The organism is Alteriqipengyuania abyssalis (assembly GCF_019857185.1).
Lineage (GTDB): Bacteria > Pseudomonadota > Alphaproteobacteria > Sphingomonadales > Sphingomonadaceae > Alteriqipengyuania > Alteriqipengyuania abyssalis.
In genome coordinates this window covers 454,603-471,591 of the sequence record NZ_JAHWXP010000001.1, presented here as the reverse complement: position 1 = coordinate 471,591, position 16,989 = coordinate 454,603, and the positions used below count along the sequence as shown (strand labels likewise).

Below are 16,989 nucleotides of genomic sequence, written 5' to 3'. Positions count from 1 at the left end.
TCCGCGTCATGCCAGCGGCAACCACAGGCTAACGCTGGTGCCGATGCGCTTTTCGGAATGGATGTCGAAGCGTCCACCATGCGCCTCGATCAGCTGCCTTGCGAGCGGAAGGCCGAGCCCCTGCCGGCGCGTCGCCTCCGCCCCGCCCTCGCTCGCCGAGCGCATTCCGTCGAGCGCCAGCGCCAGCTCGTTCTCGTCCATTCCGCGGCCATTATCCGAAATCACGATCCGCACCCCGCCATCCTGCTTCGCCAGATCGACCAGAATGCGGCCCTTCTCGCCAGACGCCTCGATCGCATTGTCGAGCAATTGCCCGATCGCGCGGCCCAGCTGGCGCGGATCGGCCTGCAATTTGAGCGCCTGGCTGCCGCGCAGGTCGAGCGTGATCGACTTCGCCTCGATCACATCCTCGCGCGCCCGGGCCACGCCGGTGACGAAGGCCAGCAGCGACAATTCGCGCCGCGCGATGGGCAGCAGCCCCGCCTCGCTCTGCGACAGGTCGAGCACGTTTTCGACCTGGTCGGTCAGCCGCGCGACCGATTCGATGATCGCGGCGACATATTCCTTCGCGCCATCGCTCAGCGGCCCGGCAACCTCGGCCTGCAACAGCTCGGCAAAGCCGCCGATCGAGGTCAGCGGCGTGCGGAATTCGTAGGACATGTTGGCGAGGAAGCGGGTCTTGACCTTGTCCGCCTGCTCCAGCGCTTCGGCGCGGTCGCGCAGCGCGGTCTCTGCCTGTTCGTTCGCGGTCACATCCAGCGTGGTCAGCAGGCCGTTGCCATCGGGCAGCGGAATACCGGCAAATTCGATCGTCCGCCCGTCGGCCAGCTGGAGCCGCCCGGCCCGCTCCTTGCGGTCGAGCGTGGCGGAGCGGATCACCTCGCCCACGCCCTTGGCCTGCTTGGGCCGGGCGAGATTGGGCTGGATCAGGCCGAGCAGCGCATCGACCGAGGGGTGTTCGTCCAGCGCATCGGGTTCCAGTCCCCAGGTCTCGGGGAAGCTGTGGTTCCACAATTGCAGGCGGCCGTCGGGCGCGAACACCGCGAGCGCTTCGAACAGGCTGTCGAGCATGGCGGTGCGCGTGCGCAGCAGCGTGTCGCGGTTGGCCGCCAGGCTCAGCTGTTCGGTCCGGTCTTCGAGGATCAGGGCGAGCCCGCCGTCGGGCATCGGCTGGCCGACCACCTGCAGGTGCGTACCGTCGGACAGCGGCCAGTCTTCCTCCTGCGTATCGCCCGCCTCGAACCAGGCCATGCGATCCTTGCGCCAGCTGGGAAAGTCGCGCACTTCGGGCAGGCGGCCTTCGTCACGCGCATCGCTGAGCAGGCGTTCGAACGGCGTGCCCAGCCCGCTGGCACCCGGGCGCACGCCCAGCAGGCGGCGGAACGGCTGGTTGGCGAAGGTGAGCCGTCGCTGGTCGTCGAACTGCGCCACGCCGACCGAAAGACGATCGAGCATGGAGCGCTGCGCCTCGCGATAGGCGCGGTGTTCGCGGGCCAGATCTTCCTGTTCCTGAATATCGACCGCGTAGCCCGCGACCCCTTCCTCGGCCAGCGGCAGGTCGGACACGCGAAAGCGCCGCCGCATCCCGTCGACATTGGTGACCGAGACGACCCGCTCGATCGGCGCGCCGCTTTGCGCCGCCTGCCGCGCGATCTCGGCAGGCGGCTCTCCGTCGACCGCCTCGACCAGCTCGATCTGCTGGTCGATCACGCTTTGCGCGTCATCGGCTCCCACGGCCGCAACATAGGCCTTGTTGACCAGTTGCAGCTCCATATCGGCATTGCGGAACCACATCGGCGTGGGCGCGGCCTCGATCAGGCCGACCAGCGCGGCAAAATCGGACCGCGCGCGCGCGGCTTCCTTGCGCATCCGCCCAAGTTCCAGCTCGCTCTCGCTGAAATCGAACACCCAGATCAGCGCTGCGCCCGCGGGCGAGACCTGCGGATCGGCGAGGCTGCCGCGCAGGGCGAGGCTGCGCGAGGAGCCGGGCAACGTCACCGCCATCCGGAACGGCGCGGCGGATTTCTGCGCGAGGCGGACCTTCTGGGTCAGTTCGTCGAGCTGTTCGCGGCTGAGCCCGCGGTCGGGATATTTGGCCAGTTCGCTGATAAACTGCGGCAGCTGATCGAAGCCGAGCCAGTGGGCCAGCCGGTCGCTGCCTTCCAGCCGCCCGTCGCTGCGCACGACCAGTGCCGCGGCGGGTGCCTCTTCCAGCAGGCGTGCCATCCGCTTGGCATTGCGGCGCGCGGCCTCGGCCCCGCGCGAACGCGAGGCGGCGGCGATCATCAGCCACGCCGCAGCAGCGGTCCACGCCGCGAGCAGCAGGCCGAGCAGTGCCAGCGCGGTTGAGCCTAGGTCCATGAGAATCAGCTAGGCCCGGCAATGGTCGCTTGGCAACCACGCCGGGCCTGCAAGACGGGCGAGTTTCCCCGCCCGTGAGATAATCGCTGGCTTAGTAGCGATAATGCTCGGGCTTGAACGGCCCTTGCTGCGGCACGCCGATGTAGTCGGCCTGTTCCTTGCTCAGTTCGCTAAGCTGCACGTTGAGCTTGGCGAGGTGGAGCGCGGCGACCTCTTCGTCGAGGTGCTTGGGCAGCACGTGGACCGCGTTCTCGTATTCGCCCGCCTTGGTGAACAGTTCGATCTGCGCGAGCACCTGGTTGGTGAAGCTGGCGCTCATCACGAAGCTGGGGTGGCCGGTCGCGTTGCCGAGGTTCAGGAGGCGGCCCTTCGACAGCAGCAGGATGCGCTTGCCATCGGGGAATTCGACCATGTCGACCTGCGGCTTGATCTCGGTCCACTTCATGTTGGCCAGGCCTTCGACCTGGATCTCGTTATCGAAGTGGCCGATGTTCCCGACGATCGCCATGTCCTTCATGGCGCGCATGTGATCGACGGTGATCACGTCCTTGTTGCCGGTGGTGGTGACGAAGATGTCGGCGCGCTTGGTCGCCTCGTCCATGGTCACGACTTCATAGCCGTCCATCGCCGCCTGCAGTGCGCAGATCGGGTCGATTTCGGTGACCATCACGCGCGCGCCAGCGCCGGAAAGCGAGGCTGCCGAGCCCTTGCCGACATCGCCGTAGCCTGCGACGCAGGCGACCTTGCCGGCCATCATCACGTCGGTGCCGCGACGAATCCCGTCGACCAGCGATTCCTTGCAGCCGTACTTGTTGTCGAACTTCGACTTGGTGACGGAGTCGTTCACGTTGATCGCGGGGAACGGCAGCTTGCCCGCCTTCGACAGCTGGTAGAGGCGGTTGACGCCGGTGGTGGTTTCTTCCGAAACGCCGCGAATGGTCTCGACCGTCTTGGTCAGGTAGCCGGGCTTGCGCTCGACGAAGGCCTTGAGCGCGCGCTGCATTTCGCGCTCTTCCTCGTTGGTCGGCGCGGGCATTTCCTCGCCCGCTTCGATCCGCGCGCCCCACAGCGCGAACATGGTCGCATCGCCGCCATCGTCGAGGATCATGTTGCAGGGTTCATCGCCCCAGTCGAAGATGTGGGCGACATAGTCCCAGTACTCGGCCAGCGTTTCGCCCTTCACGGCGAACACCGGGATGCCCTGGTCGGCGATCGCGGCGGCGGCGTGATCCTGCGTCGAATAGATGTTGCAGGTGGTCCAGCGCACGTCCGCGCCGAGCGCGACGAGCGTTTCGATCAGCACCGCGGTCTGGATCGTCATGTGCAGCGAACCGGCGATCTTCGCGCCCTTCAGCGGCTTGCTGTCGCCATACTGTTCGCGCAGCGCCATCAGGCCGGGCATTTCGGTTTCGGCGATCGCGATTTCCTTGCGACCATAGTCTGCCAGACCGATGTCTGCGATGATATTTGCGGGGGTAGCCATGCTAGCTCCTTTGGGTTTGATGGGCATACGCCCTTGAAGGCGCAGGGAACCCGGGGAATGGTCCGTTGCGGGCGTTGGGGTGCCGCGCAGATTGATACGGCCCATATAAAGACTTCTTTATATCTGCAAGCGATGTGCGCCGGTGAATGCGCCCGAAAATTCTTTGCGTGCGACGAAAAGCGCGCAAACGGGAAAGAATGCGTTGCCAGGTCGTATGTCTGATGAACGCGGTCGCGCGCGCGCCGATCCCTTCAGGATTGCCCGAAGCCTCCGACCGCGCCACACAGCGCTCCACGACTCACACCGCGAAGGATACAGATGATGAAGATTTCCGAAGGCGACACGATCCCGCAGGTCACCCTGACCAAGGTCACCGAAAACGGCCCCGAAAAGGTCGACAGCCGCGATTACTTCGCCGGCCGCAAGGTTGCGCTGTTCGCTGTGCCCGGTGCCTTCACCCCGACCTGCTCGGCCAAGCACCTGCCCGGCTTCGCCGAAAAGGCGGACGAGCTGAAGGCAAAGGGTGTCGACGAGATCGCCTGCATTTCGGTCAATGACGCGTTCGTGATGGGCGCCTGGCAGAAGGCCGATGGCAGCAAGGATGTGACCATGCTGGCGGACGGCAATGGCGATTTCGCCGAAGCGGTCGGCCTGACGATGGACGGGTCGAGCTTCGGCATGGGCCAGCGCAGCCAGCGCTATTCGATGCTGGTCGACGACGGCCAGGTGCGCAAGCTCAACGTCGAAAAGCCGGGCGACTTCAGCGTCTCCAGCGCGGAGCACATGCTCGGCCAGCTCTAAGGCTCCGGCATATCCGAAACAGAGAGGGGCGCGCCTTCGCAGTGAAGGCGCGCCCCTTTTTTGTGTCACCCAGCGCGTGGGATCAGAACTTGAAGCCGATGGTCGCAAAGACCTCCCGCGGATTGCCGTAGAACGCGGTCAGCGTGCCTTCCGGCCCCAGCGTGGGGATCGGGAAACCGTTCGCGCCATTGATGATCTCGCCGGTCGTCGCATTGGTCGCGACGAAGGTGTAGCCGCTGGTCTTGTAGCGCTTGTCCAGCAGGTTCTTCCCGTGGACCCCGATCGTGATCCGGTCGCCCGGCAGGGTGTAGACGATGTCCGCGCTCAGCAGCGCATAGCCATCCTGGTCGAGATAGGGATTGGGAATCTCGAACTGGTAGGTCTTGCTGCGGTAGCTGACGGTTGCCCCGGCATAGAGATCGCCGGTCCCCACAGGGGCGTTGTACGCCAGCGTCGCGCTGCCGGTCCACTTAGGCGTGTTCTGCACCTCGCGGAAATCGGCGACGTCGGTCGGCGTGTTGTTGATGTTGGTGATGTACTCATCATACTGCGCGTCGATATAGCCGAGCGAGCCGGACAGCACGAAGCCCGCGCCAAGCCGCGCCGATCCTTCGAATTCCAGCCCCTTGAAGGTCGCCTTGCCCGCATTGGACACGACCCCGCAGAAGCTGGGCAGGCCAGCCACGGTACACGCGACCGATCCGGGGATCTGGACGTCCTTGTAGTCGGCATAGAAGCCGGCGATCGCGACATTGATCATGCCGTTCAGCAGACTCCCTTTGTAGCCGACTTCGTAGCTGTCGACTTCTTCCGGCGCGAAGCTGAGGAACGCGGTGATCTCGTCGTCGGAGCGGACGCCGTCATTGTTTAGATCGGGGGCGTTCGCCCCTACCCCGCGCGGGTCGAAACCGCCGCCTTTGAAGCCCTTGGAGTAGCTCGCGTAGATATTGTGGTCAGGCGTCGGCTTGAAGCTGATCGAGGCGCGCGGAGTAAACTTCTTGAAGTCGCGCTCGCCGTCGAAATCGGTACCCGGTGCGCCGAACGGCACGCCTGCGCCGCCGAACACGGGCGATCCGCCGCCCAGATAGTTCTGCCGCAGGATCGACGCCTGCCGGTTATCCCAGGTGTATCGACCGCCGACCGACAGCGAGAGCTGGTCGGTCAGGTCATAGGAGAAATCGCCGAAGATCGCGAAGGTCTCGGTATCGACGTCCGCCTGGGTGTACGCGGTCAGCCCGGCCAGCGTGGTGAAGATGCGCACGTCGAACAGCGTGTCTGCCGTCGCATCGAGATAATAGGCACCGATCAGGCCGGTCAGCGGGCCGCCATCATCGTACAGAACCTGCAGTTCCTGGCTGATCTGTTCGTTCAGATAGAGGCCGGGAACGTCCAGATCGACCGCGGGCAGCGCGTCGAAATCGATCGGCGTGCTGCTGTCGTCCTTGCGCCATGCGGAGATGGAGCGCAGCGTCAGCCCTGCCCCCATGTCGATTTCCGCCTGCATCGACAGGCCGTAGGATTCGACCTCCTGCTTGGGATCGTCGAGCCCGCCGCGCGTGTCGAACACATCGTCCAGCACCGGCGCGCCGGAAACCTGGCCCGGGATCAGGCGATGGCCGCCGCGCGGATTGCTCTTGTCCTTGGTGTAGTCGCCCTGAATGCGCAGGAACACCGGTTCGCCATAGCCGCCCATTTCGAAGCTGGCGCGGCCGGCCCAGATGTCCTTGTTATAGTTCTCGGTGCCCAGCGTCAGGTTGTCGCCGAAGCCCCCGCGCGAAAGCCGAGCGACCGAACCGCCGACGCGGATCAGATCGTTGAGCGGAGCGGACGCGGTGACCACGCCTTCCGCCAGATTATAGCTGCCGTAGCTGGCCTTCGCCTTGAGCGAGAAGTCCTGCGGCAGGCGACGGCTGACATACTTGACCGCGCCGCCGATCGTGTTCCGCCCATAAAGCGTGCCCTGCGGCCCGCGAAGCACTTCGATCCGCTCGACATCGTAGATTTCCAGCACCGCGGCCTGCGGGCGGTTGAGATAGACGTCGTCGAGATAGATGCCCACGCCCTGCTCGAAGCCGGAAACCGGATCCTGCTGGCCGATCCCGCGGATGAAGGCCGACAGCGTCGAATTGGTCGCCCGGCTCGCCTCAAGCGTCACGTTGGGGGTGTAGTTGGCGATATCGGTAATATCGACCGCCCCGCGCTCCTCCAGCTGCTCGCCGCTGAACGAGGTGACCGAGATCGGCACGTCGATCAGCCGCTCTTCGCGGCGGCGGGCGGTGACGGTGATGACGTTGAGATCGGGATCGGCGGGCGCCTCCTCCGAATACGGCATCGCGTCCTCGGCGGACGCATCCTGCGCCACGGCGGGCGCCGCGATGAAGGCTGCAAAACCCGTCCCGGCCAGCAGGCCGGCACGCAAGGCATGACTCTTGGCGCTACGCATCCTCAAATTCCCTCTCCGTTTTGTTTCTTATTCCCGGATGCATATTGAAACCTGAACCATGTTTCAAGTTATGTCTTGTGAGGGCGGTGGACATTCCATAGGCTTTGGCCATCATGGCACGTACCGATCCGGACATTTCCCCTGCCCCGCCCGCCACCGAGCGGGGCCGACGCACGCGGCGCAAGCTGCTGGATGCGGCGACCATCGAGTTTGGGGAGCGGGGCTTTCACGAAGCGTCGATCGCCTCGATCACGCGGCGCGCGGGTGTCGCGCTGGGCAGTTTCTACACCTATTTCGGCAGCAAGGAGGCGATCTTCCGCGATCTTGTCCGCGACCTGAGCGAAGGCGTGCGCCAGGCCGCCGCGCAGAGCCTGGCCGAGCGGGAGCTGGACGCACTGGAGACCGAGCGCGCCGCGCTGGCCGCGTTCCTCGCCTTCGCGCGCGAGCACAAGGAAATCTACCGGATCATCGACGAATCGGAATTCGTCGATCCGGAAAGCTACCGCCTGCACTACGAAAAGACCGCAGAGCGCATTCTCGGCCGTCTGCGCGCGGGCGCGGCGGCGGGTCAGCTACGCGGCGATCTGGACGAAGCCCACGCGTGGGCGATCATGGGGATGAACGTGTTCCTCGGCCTGCGTTACGCGGTGTGGAGCAAAGGCGAGGAGGACAGGCCCGAACACGCGGCACAGGCCGCCGCCACGATCCTGAGCGAAGGCATCGGCCCTAGCGACGCGTGATCGGCGGCCCCGGGGCCTAGTGCCCCATCAGCTTGAGCACTTCCTCGCGGCTGCGGTGATCGTCGCGGAACACGCCCATCATCCGGCTGGTCACCATCGTCACCCCCGGGGTGCGCACGCCGCGCGCGGTCATGCAGGCATGGCTCGCCTCGATCACCACCGCCACGCCTTCGGGCTTGAGGTTGTTCCAGATGCACTCGGCAACTTCGGCGGTCAGCCGCTCCTGCACCTGCAAGCGCCGCGCGAAGCCGTGAAGTACGCGCGCGAGCTTGGAGATGCCGACCACGAAATCCGTCGGCAGATAGGCGATATGCGCGACGCCGATGATCGGCGCCATGTGGTGTTCGCAATGCGACTGGAACGGGATGTCCTTCAGCAGCACGATATCGTTGTAGCCGCCGACCTCTTCGAACACGCGCGACAGGTGCACTGCGGGATCTTCGGTATAGCCGACGCAATATTCCTTCCACGCGCGCGCCACGCGCTTGGGCGTATCGAGCAGGCCCTCGCGCGAGGGATCGTCGCCCGCCCATTCGATCAGCGTGCGGATTGCCGCCTGAACGTCCTCGGGCACTGCGGGCTTGCCGTCTTCCCGGTCCTCGTCGGGCCCAACCAGACTGCTCATCTCTTCAACCGTCCCTTCACCTTGCGCTTCACCCTGTCGCGCAACCGCGCGAGCAGGCCGCCTTTGCGGAAAAGTCCGCCGCGCGCAAATGGTCGCAGCAGATCGTCGGGACGTTCCGGGTCCAGCATCGCCGATTCGGCGAGGTAGCGGGTCACGCCGTTCTTCTCCGGCGGGCGATAGGGCACCAGCCGCCGCGATCCCTCCAGCCCCAGCTCGCGAATCGCGCCCTGCATCGTGCCGTGCCGCTCCAGCGCCTGCGCCATCACATCCTCGGCCACGCCGCAATGTTCGGCCAGCAGCGAGACGCGGATGGAGCGGATCTCCTCCTCCAGCCCGCGCCCGGTGTTGTGCGGACGGTTGGCGTCGAGAATCACGTCGCATTCGCTGTCCAGCGCCATCGACCGGTTGTTGAGATTGGCCGACCCGATCCGCACGACCTCGTCGTCGACGATCATCAGCTTGGCGTGGACGTAGATCGGCGTCTCGCCGGTATAGGGCACGTAGATTTCGAAAAACTCGTCGCCATCCGCTGCCTCCACCGCTTCGGCAACCAGATCGCGCGCATGATCCATCGCCTGCTGTTCGACCCAGCCATCGGCGTGTTTGGGATGGATGATGACGATTTCGGGCGGGTTCTCGCCCGACAGGCGCAAGGCGATCGCCTCGGCGATCTTGCGCGAGGTGAAATACTGGTTCTCGATATAGATGAACCGCTTGGCCCGCGCGATGTGGGCGAGAAACAGCGTTTCGATCTCGTTGACTTCGGTCACGTCGCCGCATTCGGCACGCGTGCGCGCGAGGCCGACCTCGACATCCTCGAACCCGGCCTTGAGCGGCTTGGGCCAGGGAGAGCGGATATTATCGGCCGGTCGTGCCAGCGGATCGCCACCCGCGACCTGCCAGCGGGTGTTGCACAGGTCGTGCAAGGCGCCGGCGACCGGGCCTTCCATCATCAGCGTGATGTCGTGCCACGGACCATGGGTGCTGCCCGGCCAGTTGAGCCGCCGGGGGTCGTCTTCCAGATGCTCACGCGTGTCCCACCGGTCGTAGGTCAGGTCGATCCCGCCGCACACCGCCAGCTGCCGGTCGAACACGGCGATCTTCTGGTGATGGCTGCACCCGGTCGGATGGTGGCTGTCGAAGCGGAAGCTGATCCCGTCGACCATCCACATGCGCGCAATGTCGTACGCCATCCGCCCGCGTTTGAGGAACTGGACCCACGACAGCCCCCATTTGAGGATGCGGATGTCGAGATCCTTGTGCTCCCTGACCAGCCAAGGGAGATAATCGCCCAGACGCGCGGGACGAGCGGCTTCGCCATTATCCCATTCCTCGCCGCGCCTGAGAGAGATTCGGGTGTCGAAATCCCATCCGATCAGCACGATCTGGTCGCGCGCGTTGTACATCGCGGTGTGGACCAGCGCGAAGTAATCCTCGCCATCGATGACCACCGCCAGCCGTTCGGCGATCGCATAGCGCCAGATGCCGGGTTCTGCGGACGCATCGGGGCCCGTGCCACCGGCGATGGCACTTTTGGACCCGTCGCTGCCCCCCTCGTGGCCCACTATTCCTTGGCGTCTTCGCGCGCTTCGGGCGTGACTTCGGCCTCGTCCTTCTCTTCCGCCTTCCGGCGTTCGAAGACCTGCGCCATGTGCTCTACATCCGCCTTGTCGAGGTAGGTCTTGAAGTCGGGGAAGTGATCTTCCTCTTCCTCGTCGATATGGTGGCGATAGTCGTGGTCGAACGCTTTGAACTTCTGCAGCCAGGCTCCTTCGGACATGTCGGTCGCGGCCAGATCGTTGAGCATCTCGTCGATCTCGTGATGCTCTGCCACCGAATGGCGCGTCTCGTCCGTGGTTGGAGGCTTGCGCAGCATGGTCGAATAGAGCGCCTGCTCTTCGGCGGCGGCGTGGCTCTTGAGTTCTTTGGTCAGTTCCAGGAACAGACGCTCACGCTCCGGGCTGTCGCCGTGCGTTTCGAGCAGCTTGTCGAGCAGCGAGCGATGCGTGTCGTGATCCTGCTTCAGGCGGTCGAAAATGGCGTCGGCACTGCTCAAAGGGGCTCTCCAGATTGTCGTGCCCCTTCAACCAGAAGGCCCGGCATGGGTTCCACGACTAACCCTTGATGTGCCCGGCACACTTCAGAGCCGGTCGGTACGCCCGACAGGATAGGGCCTCGCTTCGCGAGCCCCGTCTTCGCGCCTGCGGCGCTTCGACTCAGAAGCCCGCCTCCCGGCACGACGCACCATTTCCTACCGCTTCTTCGAAACGAGCGGGAATGGTGCGCCCGACAGGATTCGAACCTGTGGCCCCCAGATTAGGAATCTGATGCTCTATCCGACTGAGCTACGGGCGCGCCGGTGGGAAGCCTTAACCGCCGCCTCGCGCGCCCGCAATCCCGGTCAACCCCGCGAAGGATAGACGCCCTGCAACGCCACGCAGAAACGCAGGGTCTGCGTGCCGGGAACATCGAGCCGGCCTTCGGCGCGATCGGCCATTGTCGGCCCGCCATCCCGGCGATCTCCCAGCCGGTTGCGATCCCCGACATGGATCGGCGCACGGCCACGCAGATCGGGCAGAGCGAACGTAGTCCGCCCATCTCCGCCATAGGTGGTGCCGTAGAGCGAGAAGAGCGCGGTGTTCTGGCTGATCGACAGCAACTGGCCGTTAGCCTCGGCCCAGCCATACGGGTAGAAGGTGTATCCGACCATGATGATTTCGCCGAGATAAGGCGACTCTGCCGCCTGAACCGGAGCGCTTGTCGCGACCGTACCGATCGCCGCAGCTAGCGTCGTCAAAATCCTGATTTTCATGCAATTCCCCCAAAAAAGCGACCCGGCGGAAATCCTAGCGCACGGTCCGGTGCTGTCAAAGCGGTTGGGAAGGTCGTCTAATTCGCGTCCTCGGGGGGAGTGAAAGGGATCAGCAGCGGGGCGAAGGAGATCCCCTCCTCCAGCAGCTCGCGCGCTTCTTGCGCATCGGCCTTACCGTGGATCAGCGCCGCGTCCTTCTCGCCGTAATGCATCGCGCGGGTTTCCTCGACGAAACGATCGCCGACATAGGTGCTGTCCTTGATCGTCTCGGCCTGCAGCTTCGCCAGCTTGCGCATCGCTTCCTGCAGCGCGGGAGGCAGTGCGCCGCCCTGCCCGGTCGCCTCCTCGGACGTGCGCGCGACCTCCACCTTGCGGGCATTGCCCTTGGCGGGCACGGCGGGGGCCATCGGCGCCTTGCCGACCTCACCGCTGCCGCAATGCGGGCACGCAATCAGGCCCCGCGCGCCCTGATCCTCGTAATCGGAGGACGAGCGGAACCAGCCTTCGAAGCGGTGGCCATTGTCGCAGGAAAGGTCGAACACGATCATGACGCGCGGTATTCCGGAATAGCGCGGCGATTGGCAAGGCTGGGCACCTGCGCGCGGGCCTTCGCGATGCGGCCCTGGTCGATCTCGGCAAAGCCAAGACCCGCTTCCTCGCCGCCCATATCGAGCAGCACCTCGCCCCACGGGTCAACCACCAGGCTGTGGCCATACGTCCGGCGCCCGTCCGCGTGTTCGCCGACCTGCGCCGCAGCAACCACGAAGGCACTCGCTTCGATCGCCCGCGCGCGCACCAGCGTGTGCCAGTGGGCAGAGCCGGTCGGCACGGTGAAGGCGGCGGGGATCGCGATCATATCGCAGCCTGCGCGGCCCAGCGCATCGAACAGCGCGGGAAAGCGGATGTCGTAGCAGATCGTCAGGCCGAGCCGCCCGGCAGGCGTTTCGCCCGTCACCGACAGCGCCTCGCCCGGCTGGTAGGCGTTGGATTCGCGCCAGCTCTCCCCGCTATCGAGATCGACGTCGAACATGTGCAACTTGTCGTACCGGCCCGCGATCTCGCCCGTGGGCGCAATCAGCAGGGAGCGGTTGGCGAGCATCCCACCCTCCAGCCTGACCGGCAGGCCAAAGGTCGCCCAGATCGAATGCTCGCGCGCGGCATTGCGCAACCGGTCGACCAGCGCAGAATAGCCATCCGCCGCCATCGTCTCGCCCGCGCGCTTGCGATCCCGGTCGAGCAGCAGCGCCATCTCGGGCGCGAACAGCATGTCCGCCCCGCCCTCGCGCGCCTGCGCCATCCCGGCGATCAGCGTATCCACATTGCCCGCGGGATCGACGCCCGAGGTCATCTGGAGGACGGCGATTGTGCTCACGAGTGCGCTCAGCCTTCGAGCAGCGCGTCGAGCTTGCCTTCACGCTCCAGCGCATGCAGCTCGTCCGATCCGCCGACATGCGTATCGCCGATGAAGATCTGCGGCACGGTGGTCGCATTGGGCGCGCGCTCGCGCATTTCGTCGCGCTTGGGGCCACCCATGGTGATGTCGTATTCGTTGAACTCGACGCCCTTCTTTTCGAGCAGGGACTTGGCGCGGAAGCAGTATCCGCATCCGAACTTGGTATAGATATCGACGTTTGCTGCCACGGGTGTGTTCCTTGCGTGTGCGGTGTTCGAGGGCTCTTGCACGCCTTCGCGCGCTCCCTACATTCGATGCGTCCGGCGATGCCACAACGGGTCGATCCGGACACCATGTAACTGACAGAATCGCTCAATGGAGGATTTGTTTCAATGGCACGTATCGATTTCACCCCCTATCGCCGCAGCACCGTGGGCTTCGACCATCTGTTCGACCTGCTCGAAAGCTCGGTCCGCAACTCTGGCGACAACTACCCCCCCTTCAACATCGAGAAGCGCGGCGAGGACGAGTTCCGCATCACGCTGGCGCTCGCCGGGTTCAAGCCCGAGGATATCGACATCACCGCGCAGCAGAACCTGCTGACCGTCACCGGTCGCAAGCAGGACGAGGCGCGCGGCGCGGATAGCGAGATGCTGCATGTCGGCATCGCCAACCGCGGGTTCGAGCGGCGCTTCGAACTGGCCGATCACGTGCGCGTTTCCGGCGCCGATCTGGCCGACGGCCTGCTGGTGATCGACCTGCTGCGCGAAGTGCCCGAGGCGATGAAGCCGAAGAAGATCGCGATCAATGGCCAGAAGTCGTCGCTGAGCCTGGTCGATGACAGCTCCGACAAGTCGGAAAAGGACGCCGCCTGACGCGGCACGGATAGCCTGAGAGGCTATCGCGCAAACCAGTCGCCCGCTGCTCCAACCCAATGGAGCGGCGGGCTATTTCTTTATTTGTATAAGTTTAGGCGGGGTTTGGGGCGGCCCCCTAAAGGACCGCCCCGCGGCATGGCCGCCCTGACCGAGTCTGCCCGTCCGGGTCGCAGAAGACGTTCAAACCCGGGACAAGCTGGATAGATGGGCCCCCCCATAAAATCCTCACGTTGCCCCCACAACGCATTGGATTTCTATGACGGATAAATTCTGAAAGATAAAGACTGTTAGATGTTAACTTTAACTTGGGGCGATCCAAGTTGAGTTACAGCAGTGCTAAACCAGACGCGACTGGCGCAGCGCAGCGGCCACAAAACCGGCGAACAGCGGGTGCGGCGCGAAGGGTCGCGACTTCAATTCCGGGTGGAACTGAACGCCAACGAACCACGGATGGTCGGGCCGCTCGACGATTTCGGGCAGCAGTCCATCGGGCGACATGCCCGAGAATACCAGCCCGTCACCTTCCAGCCGATCGCGATAGGCGACGTTGACCTCGTAGCGGTGGCGATGGCGTTCGGAGATGGTCGTCGCACCGTCGTAGAGCCTGGACACATGGCTGCCTTCAAGCAGCTTCGCCTCATAGGCACCCAACCGCATGGTGCCGCCCAGATCGCCGCCCTCCTCGCGCTCCTGCAGGCCTTCCTTGCTCATCCATTCGGTGATGATGCCGACCACCGGTTCGGTGGTCTCGCCGAATTCGGTGGAGGAGGCTGCGGTCACGCCGGCCGCGCGCGCGCTTTCGATGCAGGCCATCTGCATGCCGAGACAGATGCCGAAGAACGGCACCTTGCGTTCGCGCGCAAAGCGCACGCTGGCGATCTTGCCCTCGCTGCCGCGTTCGCCGAATCCGCCTGGCACCAGAATGCCGTGCAGCGGCTCCAGCTGGGCGGCGATGTCGGACGGGTCCTGCTCGAAGATTTCCGCATCGATCCAGCGCAGCTTGACCCGCACCTTGTTGGCCATGCCGCCATGGATCAGCGCTTCGTTGAGCGACTTGTACGCATCCTTGAGGCCGACATACTTGCCGACCACGCCGATCGTCACTTCGCCTTCGGGGTGGAAATAGCGGTCGGTCACTTCGCGCCACGGGGCCAGATCGGGCTCCGGCGCGTCGGTAATGCCGAACCCGCGCAGCACTTCGCGGTCCAGCCCTTCCTCGTGATATTGCAGCGGCACGGCGTAAATCGAGGCCGCGTCCAGCGCGGGGATCACCGATTCGGCACGCACGTTGCAGAACTGGGCGATCTTGCGGCGCTCGGATTCAGGCAGGAAATGCTCGCACCGGCACAGCAGGATATCGGGCTTGATCCCCAGTGCGGCGAGTTCGCGCACGGAATGCTGGGTCGGCTTGGTCTTCAGCTCGCCCGCCGCAGCGATGAAGGGCACCAGCGTCACATGGACGCTGAGCGTCTGCATCGGCTCCAGCTCGTTCCGCAGCTGGCGAATCGCCTCCATGAAAGGGAGCGATTCGATGTCGCCCACGGTGCCGCCGATCTCGCACAGGATGAAATCGTGGTCGCCCTGGTCGGCCAGCGCGAATTCCTTGATCGCGTCGGTGACGTGCGGGATCACCTGCACCGTCGCGCCCAGGAAGTCGCCGCGGCGCTCCTTGGCGATGATGTCCTGATAGACCCGGCCGCTCGTGATGTTGTCCGCCTGATGCGCGGAAACATTGGTGAAGCGTTCGTAGTGACCAAGATCGAGGTCGGTCTCCGCTCCGTCGTCGGTGACGTAGACCTCGCCGTGCTGGTACGGGCTCATGGTCCCCGGATCGACGTTCAGATAGGGGTCGAACTTGCGGATGCGGACCTTGTAGCCACGCGCCTGCAGCAACGCGCCGAGCGATGCCGCCATGAGACCTTTGCCGAGCGAGGAAACCACGCCGCCGGTGATGAAAATATACCGCGCCATGGGAGGTGGGCCTTACGGGTTAAGGGCGTGCGAAGGCAAGCCGTTGCAACGCGTCGGCCCGCCTCCATCACCGCCTTTTGAGGAAATTTATTCGGTTGCGTCTGCGAGCGGGTCGGTCGCGTCGCCCTGATCGGCCGCGTCACCCTGCTGTGCGGGTGCAGTTGCCGGTGCGGTCGCACCGCCCTGCGCCAGCGGATCGGCCGGCGCAGCAGGGGCAACATTGCGGTCGAGCGTCGATTCGATCGAATCGGTCCCGGTCATGTTCACCGCGAGCGAAGCGAGGATGATCGACAGGACCACGAAGACGACTGCCAGCCAGCGGGTCGCGCGGGTCAGGAAGTCCGCTGCGCCACGTGCGCTCATCATGCCGCCAGGCGAACCGCCGCCGCCGATCCCGAGGCCGCCGCCTTCGGAACGCTGCATCAGGATCACGCCGACCAGCGCGGCTGCGATGATCGCCTGGAGAACGGTGAGGAAAAGAAACATGATGATGGCTGCTTTCGGCTGATATCTTGGTGCCAGATGGGATCTTGGCGCGCGTTAGGCAAGCAATGCCTGCGCCCCGCCCCGGCTCAATCGCGGTTGGTGATAACTTCCTGCACCGCGAGCACGATGTTCATGAAGCTTTCGGCAGACAGGCTCGCCCCGCCGACCAGCGCACCGCCAACCTCGTCCCCGGCGATGATCTCCGCCGCGTTCTCGGCATTGACCGAACCTCCATAGAGGATGCGGACCGCTGCGCCCTCTTCCTCGCCGAAGGTCTTGACCAGGAAGGCGCGGATCGCGGTGTGCATCTCGACGATCTCGTCGATGCTCGCGGCGCGGCCGCTGCCAATCGCCCAGATCGGTTCGTAGGCGATGGTCAGCCGCTCCCCTGCTTCTTCGATCGTGGCGGGGAGCGATGCCTTGAGCTGGCGGAGAACGAAATCGACCGCCTTGCCCGATTCGCGCTTCTCCATCGGCTCACCGCAGCACAGGATCAGCTTGAGCCCGGCGGCAAGCGCGGCGGTGCCCTTCTCGCAGATCAGCGAATCTTTCTCGCCATGGCCCTGGCGCCGCTCGCTGTGGCCCAGAATCACGAAGCCCGCGCCCGCATCGGCGACCATCGCGGCGGAAATATCGCCGGTATGCGCGCCGCCATCGGCGGGGTGACAATCCTGCGCACCGACGCCGATCTGCTCGGCCTCGCGGCGGACAGGATGAATCAGGGTGTAGGGCGGTGCGAGAGCGATCTCGACCTGCATCAGCCGCTGCGCTGCGCGGTCGATCGCGCGCGCTTCGGACAGCATCGCACGCGTGCCGTGCATCTTCCAATTGCCAACGATGAAAGGGCGGATCGCCATTCCGATAGGTTTCCTGCTGTTTTTCTAAGAAATAATGTCGCGCAGCGGGTTTCTCCCGTTACGCAGACGCGGCTCGGTAGCGAAGGACGCCGCCAAGGTCAAAACCATGCTCGCCTTGCGGCACGCTCTTCGCCGAATT

Annotated in this window: 16 protein-coding genes and 1 tRNA gene; 3 read left to right on the top strand and 14 right to left on the bottom strand. The window is 64.8% G+C overall.

Translation table 11 applies throughout. The annotated features are described in order from the left end of the window. Positions 1-6: 6 nt before the first annotated feature. Both KYN89_RS02295 and ahcY read right to left on the bottom strand, forming a co-directional pair. Complete coding sequence (locus tag KYN89_RS02295; protein WP_222823618.1) at positions 7-2,361, bottom strand: PAS domain-containing sensor histidine kinase; 2,355 nt, start codon at positions 2,359-2,361, stop codon at positions 7-9. A 91-nt stretch (positions 2,362-2,452) separates the two neighbouring features. Then, positions 2,453-3,844: an adenosylhomocysteinase gene (gene ahcY / locus KYN89_RS02290; protein ID WP_222823617.1), complete on the bottom strand. Its 1,392-nt coding sequence runs from the start codon at positions 3,842-3,844 to the stop codon at positions 2,453-2,455. 321 nt (positions 3,845-4,165) lie between these two features. On the opposite strand from ahcY, the gene KYN89_RS02285 reads away from it, so the two are divergent. Then, positions 4,166-4,645, top strand: coding sequence for a peroxiredoxin (locus tag KYN89_RS02285; protein WP_222823616.1), 480 nt, complete (start codon positions 4,166-4,168; stop codon positions 4,643-4,645). An 82-nt stretch (positions 4,646-4,727) separates the two neighbouring features. Here KYN89_RS02285 and KYN89_RS02280 read toward each other — a convergent pair whose 3' ends face one another. Continuing rightward, positions 4,728-7,088, bottom strand: a complete 2,361-nt coding sequence (locus KYN89_RS02280; protein ID WP_222823615.1) for a TonB-dependent receptor — start codon at positions 7,086-7,088, stop codon at positions 4,728-4,730. A 113-nt stretch (positions 7,089-7,201) separates the two neighbouring features. On the opposite strand from KYN89_RS02280, the gene KYN89_RS02275 reads away from it, so the two are divergent. Continuing rightward, positions 7,202-7,828 carry a TetR/AcrR family transcriptional regulator gene (locus KYN89_RS02275; RefSeq protein WP_222823614.1) on the top strand — a complete coding sequence of 209 codons (627 nt, stop codon included), beginning with the start codon at positions 7,202-7,204 and terminating at the stop codon, positions 7,826-7,828. Positions 7,829-7,844: 16 nt separating this feature from the next. Here KYN89_RS02275 and folE read toward each other — a convergent pair whose 3' ends face one another. From folE to grxC, 8 genes are all read right to left on the bottom strand, one after another. Continuing rightward, positions 7,845-8,453, bottom strand: a complete 609-nt coding sequence (gene folE / locus KYN89_RS02270; protein WP_222823613.1) for a GTP cyclohydrolase I FolE — start codon at positions 8,451-8,453, stop codon at positions 7,845-7,847. Continuing rightward, entirely contained in the window at positions 8,450-10,018 is a 1,569-nt protein-coding gene (locus tag KYN89_RS02265; RefSeq protein ID WP_222823612.1) for a phospholipase D-like domain-containing protein, read from the bottom strand. Before KYN89_RS02265 ends, folE begins: the two co-directional genes overlap by 4 nt. After that, positions 10,018-10,509 carry a hemerythrin domain-containing protein gene (locus KYN89_RS02260; RefSeq protein WP_222823611.1) on the bottom strand — a complete coding sequence of 164 codons (492 nt, stop codon included), beginning with the start codon at positions 10,507-10,509 and terminating at the stop codon, positions 10,018-10,020. Before KYN89_RS02260 ends, KYN89_RS02265 begins: the two co-directional genes overlap by 1 nt. Positions 10,510-10,731: 222 nt before the next feature. After that, positions 10,732-10,808, bottom strand: a tRNA-Arg gene (locus tag KYN89_RS02255). 46 nt (positions 10,809-10,854) lie between these two features. Further along, positions 10,855-11,265: a phage tail protein gene (locus KYN89_RS02250; protein ID WP_222823610.1), complete on the bottom strand. Its 411-nt coding sequence runs from the start codon at positions 11,263-11,265 to the stop codon at positions 10,855-10,857. Positions 11,266-11,342: 77 nt separating this feature from the next. Continuing rightward, entirely contained in the window at positions 11,343-11,813 is a 471-nt protein-coding gene (locus KYN89_RS02245; RefSeq protein WP_222823609.1) for a DUF1178 family protein, read from the bottom strand. After that, positions 11,810-12,637, bottom strand: coding sequence for a carbon-nitrogen hydrolase family protein (locus tag KYN89_RS02240; RefSeq protein ID WP_222823608.1), 828 nt, complete (start codon positions 12,635-12,637; stop codon positions 11,810-11,812). The genes KYN89_RS02245 and KYN89_RS02240 overlap by 4 nt, the downstream gene beginning before the upstream one ends. 8 nt (positions 12,638-12,645) lie before the next feature. Continuing rightward, complete coding sequence (gene grxC / locus KYN89_RS02235) at positions 12,646-12,906, bottom strand: glutaredoxin 3 (protein ID WP_222823607.1); 261 nt, start codon at positions 12,904-12,906, stop codon at positions 12,646-12,648. Positions 12,907-13,050: 144 nt separating this feature from the next. On the opposite strand from grxC, the gene KYN89_RS02230 reads away from it, so the two are divergent. Then, complete coding sequence (locus KYN89_RS02230; protein WP_010237631.1) at positions 13,051-13,533, top strand: Hsp20 family protein; 483 nt, start codon at positions 13,051-13,053, stop codon at positions 13,531-13,533. Between the two features lie 339 nt (positions 13,534-13,872). Here KYN89_RS02230 and pyrG read toward each other — a convergent pair whose 3' ends face one another. From pyrG to tpiA, 3 genes are all read right to left on the bottom strand, one after another. Further along, positions 13,873-15,507, bottom strand: coding sequence for a CTP synthase (pyrG, locus tag KYN89_RS02225; protein WP_222823606.1), 1,635 nt, complete (start codon positions 15,505-15,507; stop codon positions 13,873-13,875). Between the two features lie 87 nt (positions 15,508-15,594). Then, positions 15,595-15,993 (bottom strand): preprotein translocase subunit SecG, encoded by a 399-nt coding sequence (secG, locus tag KYN89_RS02220; RefSeq protein WP_222823605.1) that lies wholly within the window; start codon positions 15,991-15,993, stop codon positions 15,595-15,597. Positions 15,994-16,079: 86 nt separating this feature from the next. Continuing rightward, positions 16,080-16,850: a triose-phosphate isomerase gene (gene tpiA, locus KYN89_RS02215; protein ID WP_222823604.1), complete on the bottom strand. Its 771-nt coding sequence runs from the start codon at positions 16,848-16,850 to the stop codon at positions 16,080-16,082. Between the last annotated feature and the right edge of the window lie 139 nt (positions 16,851-16,989).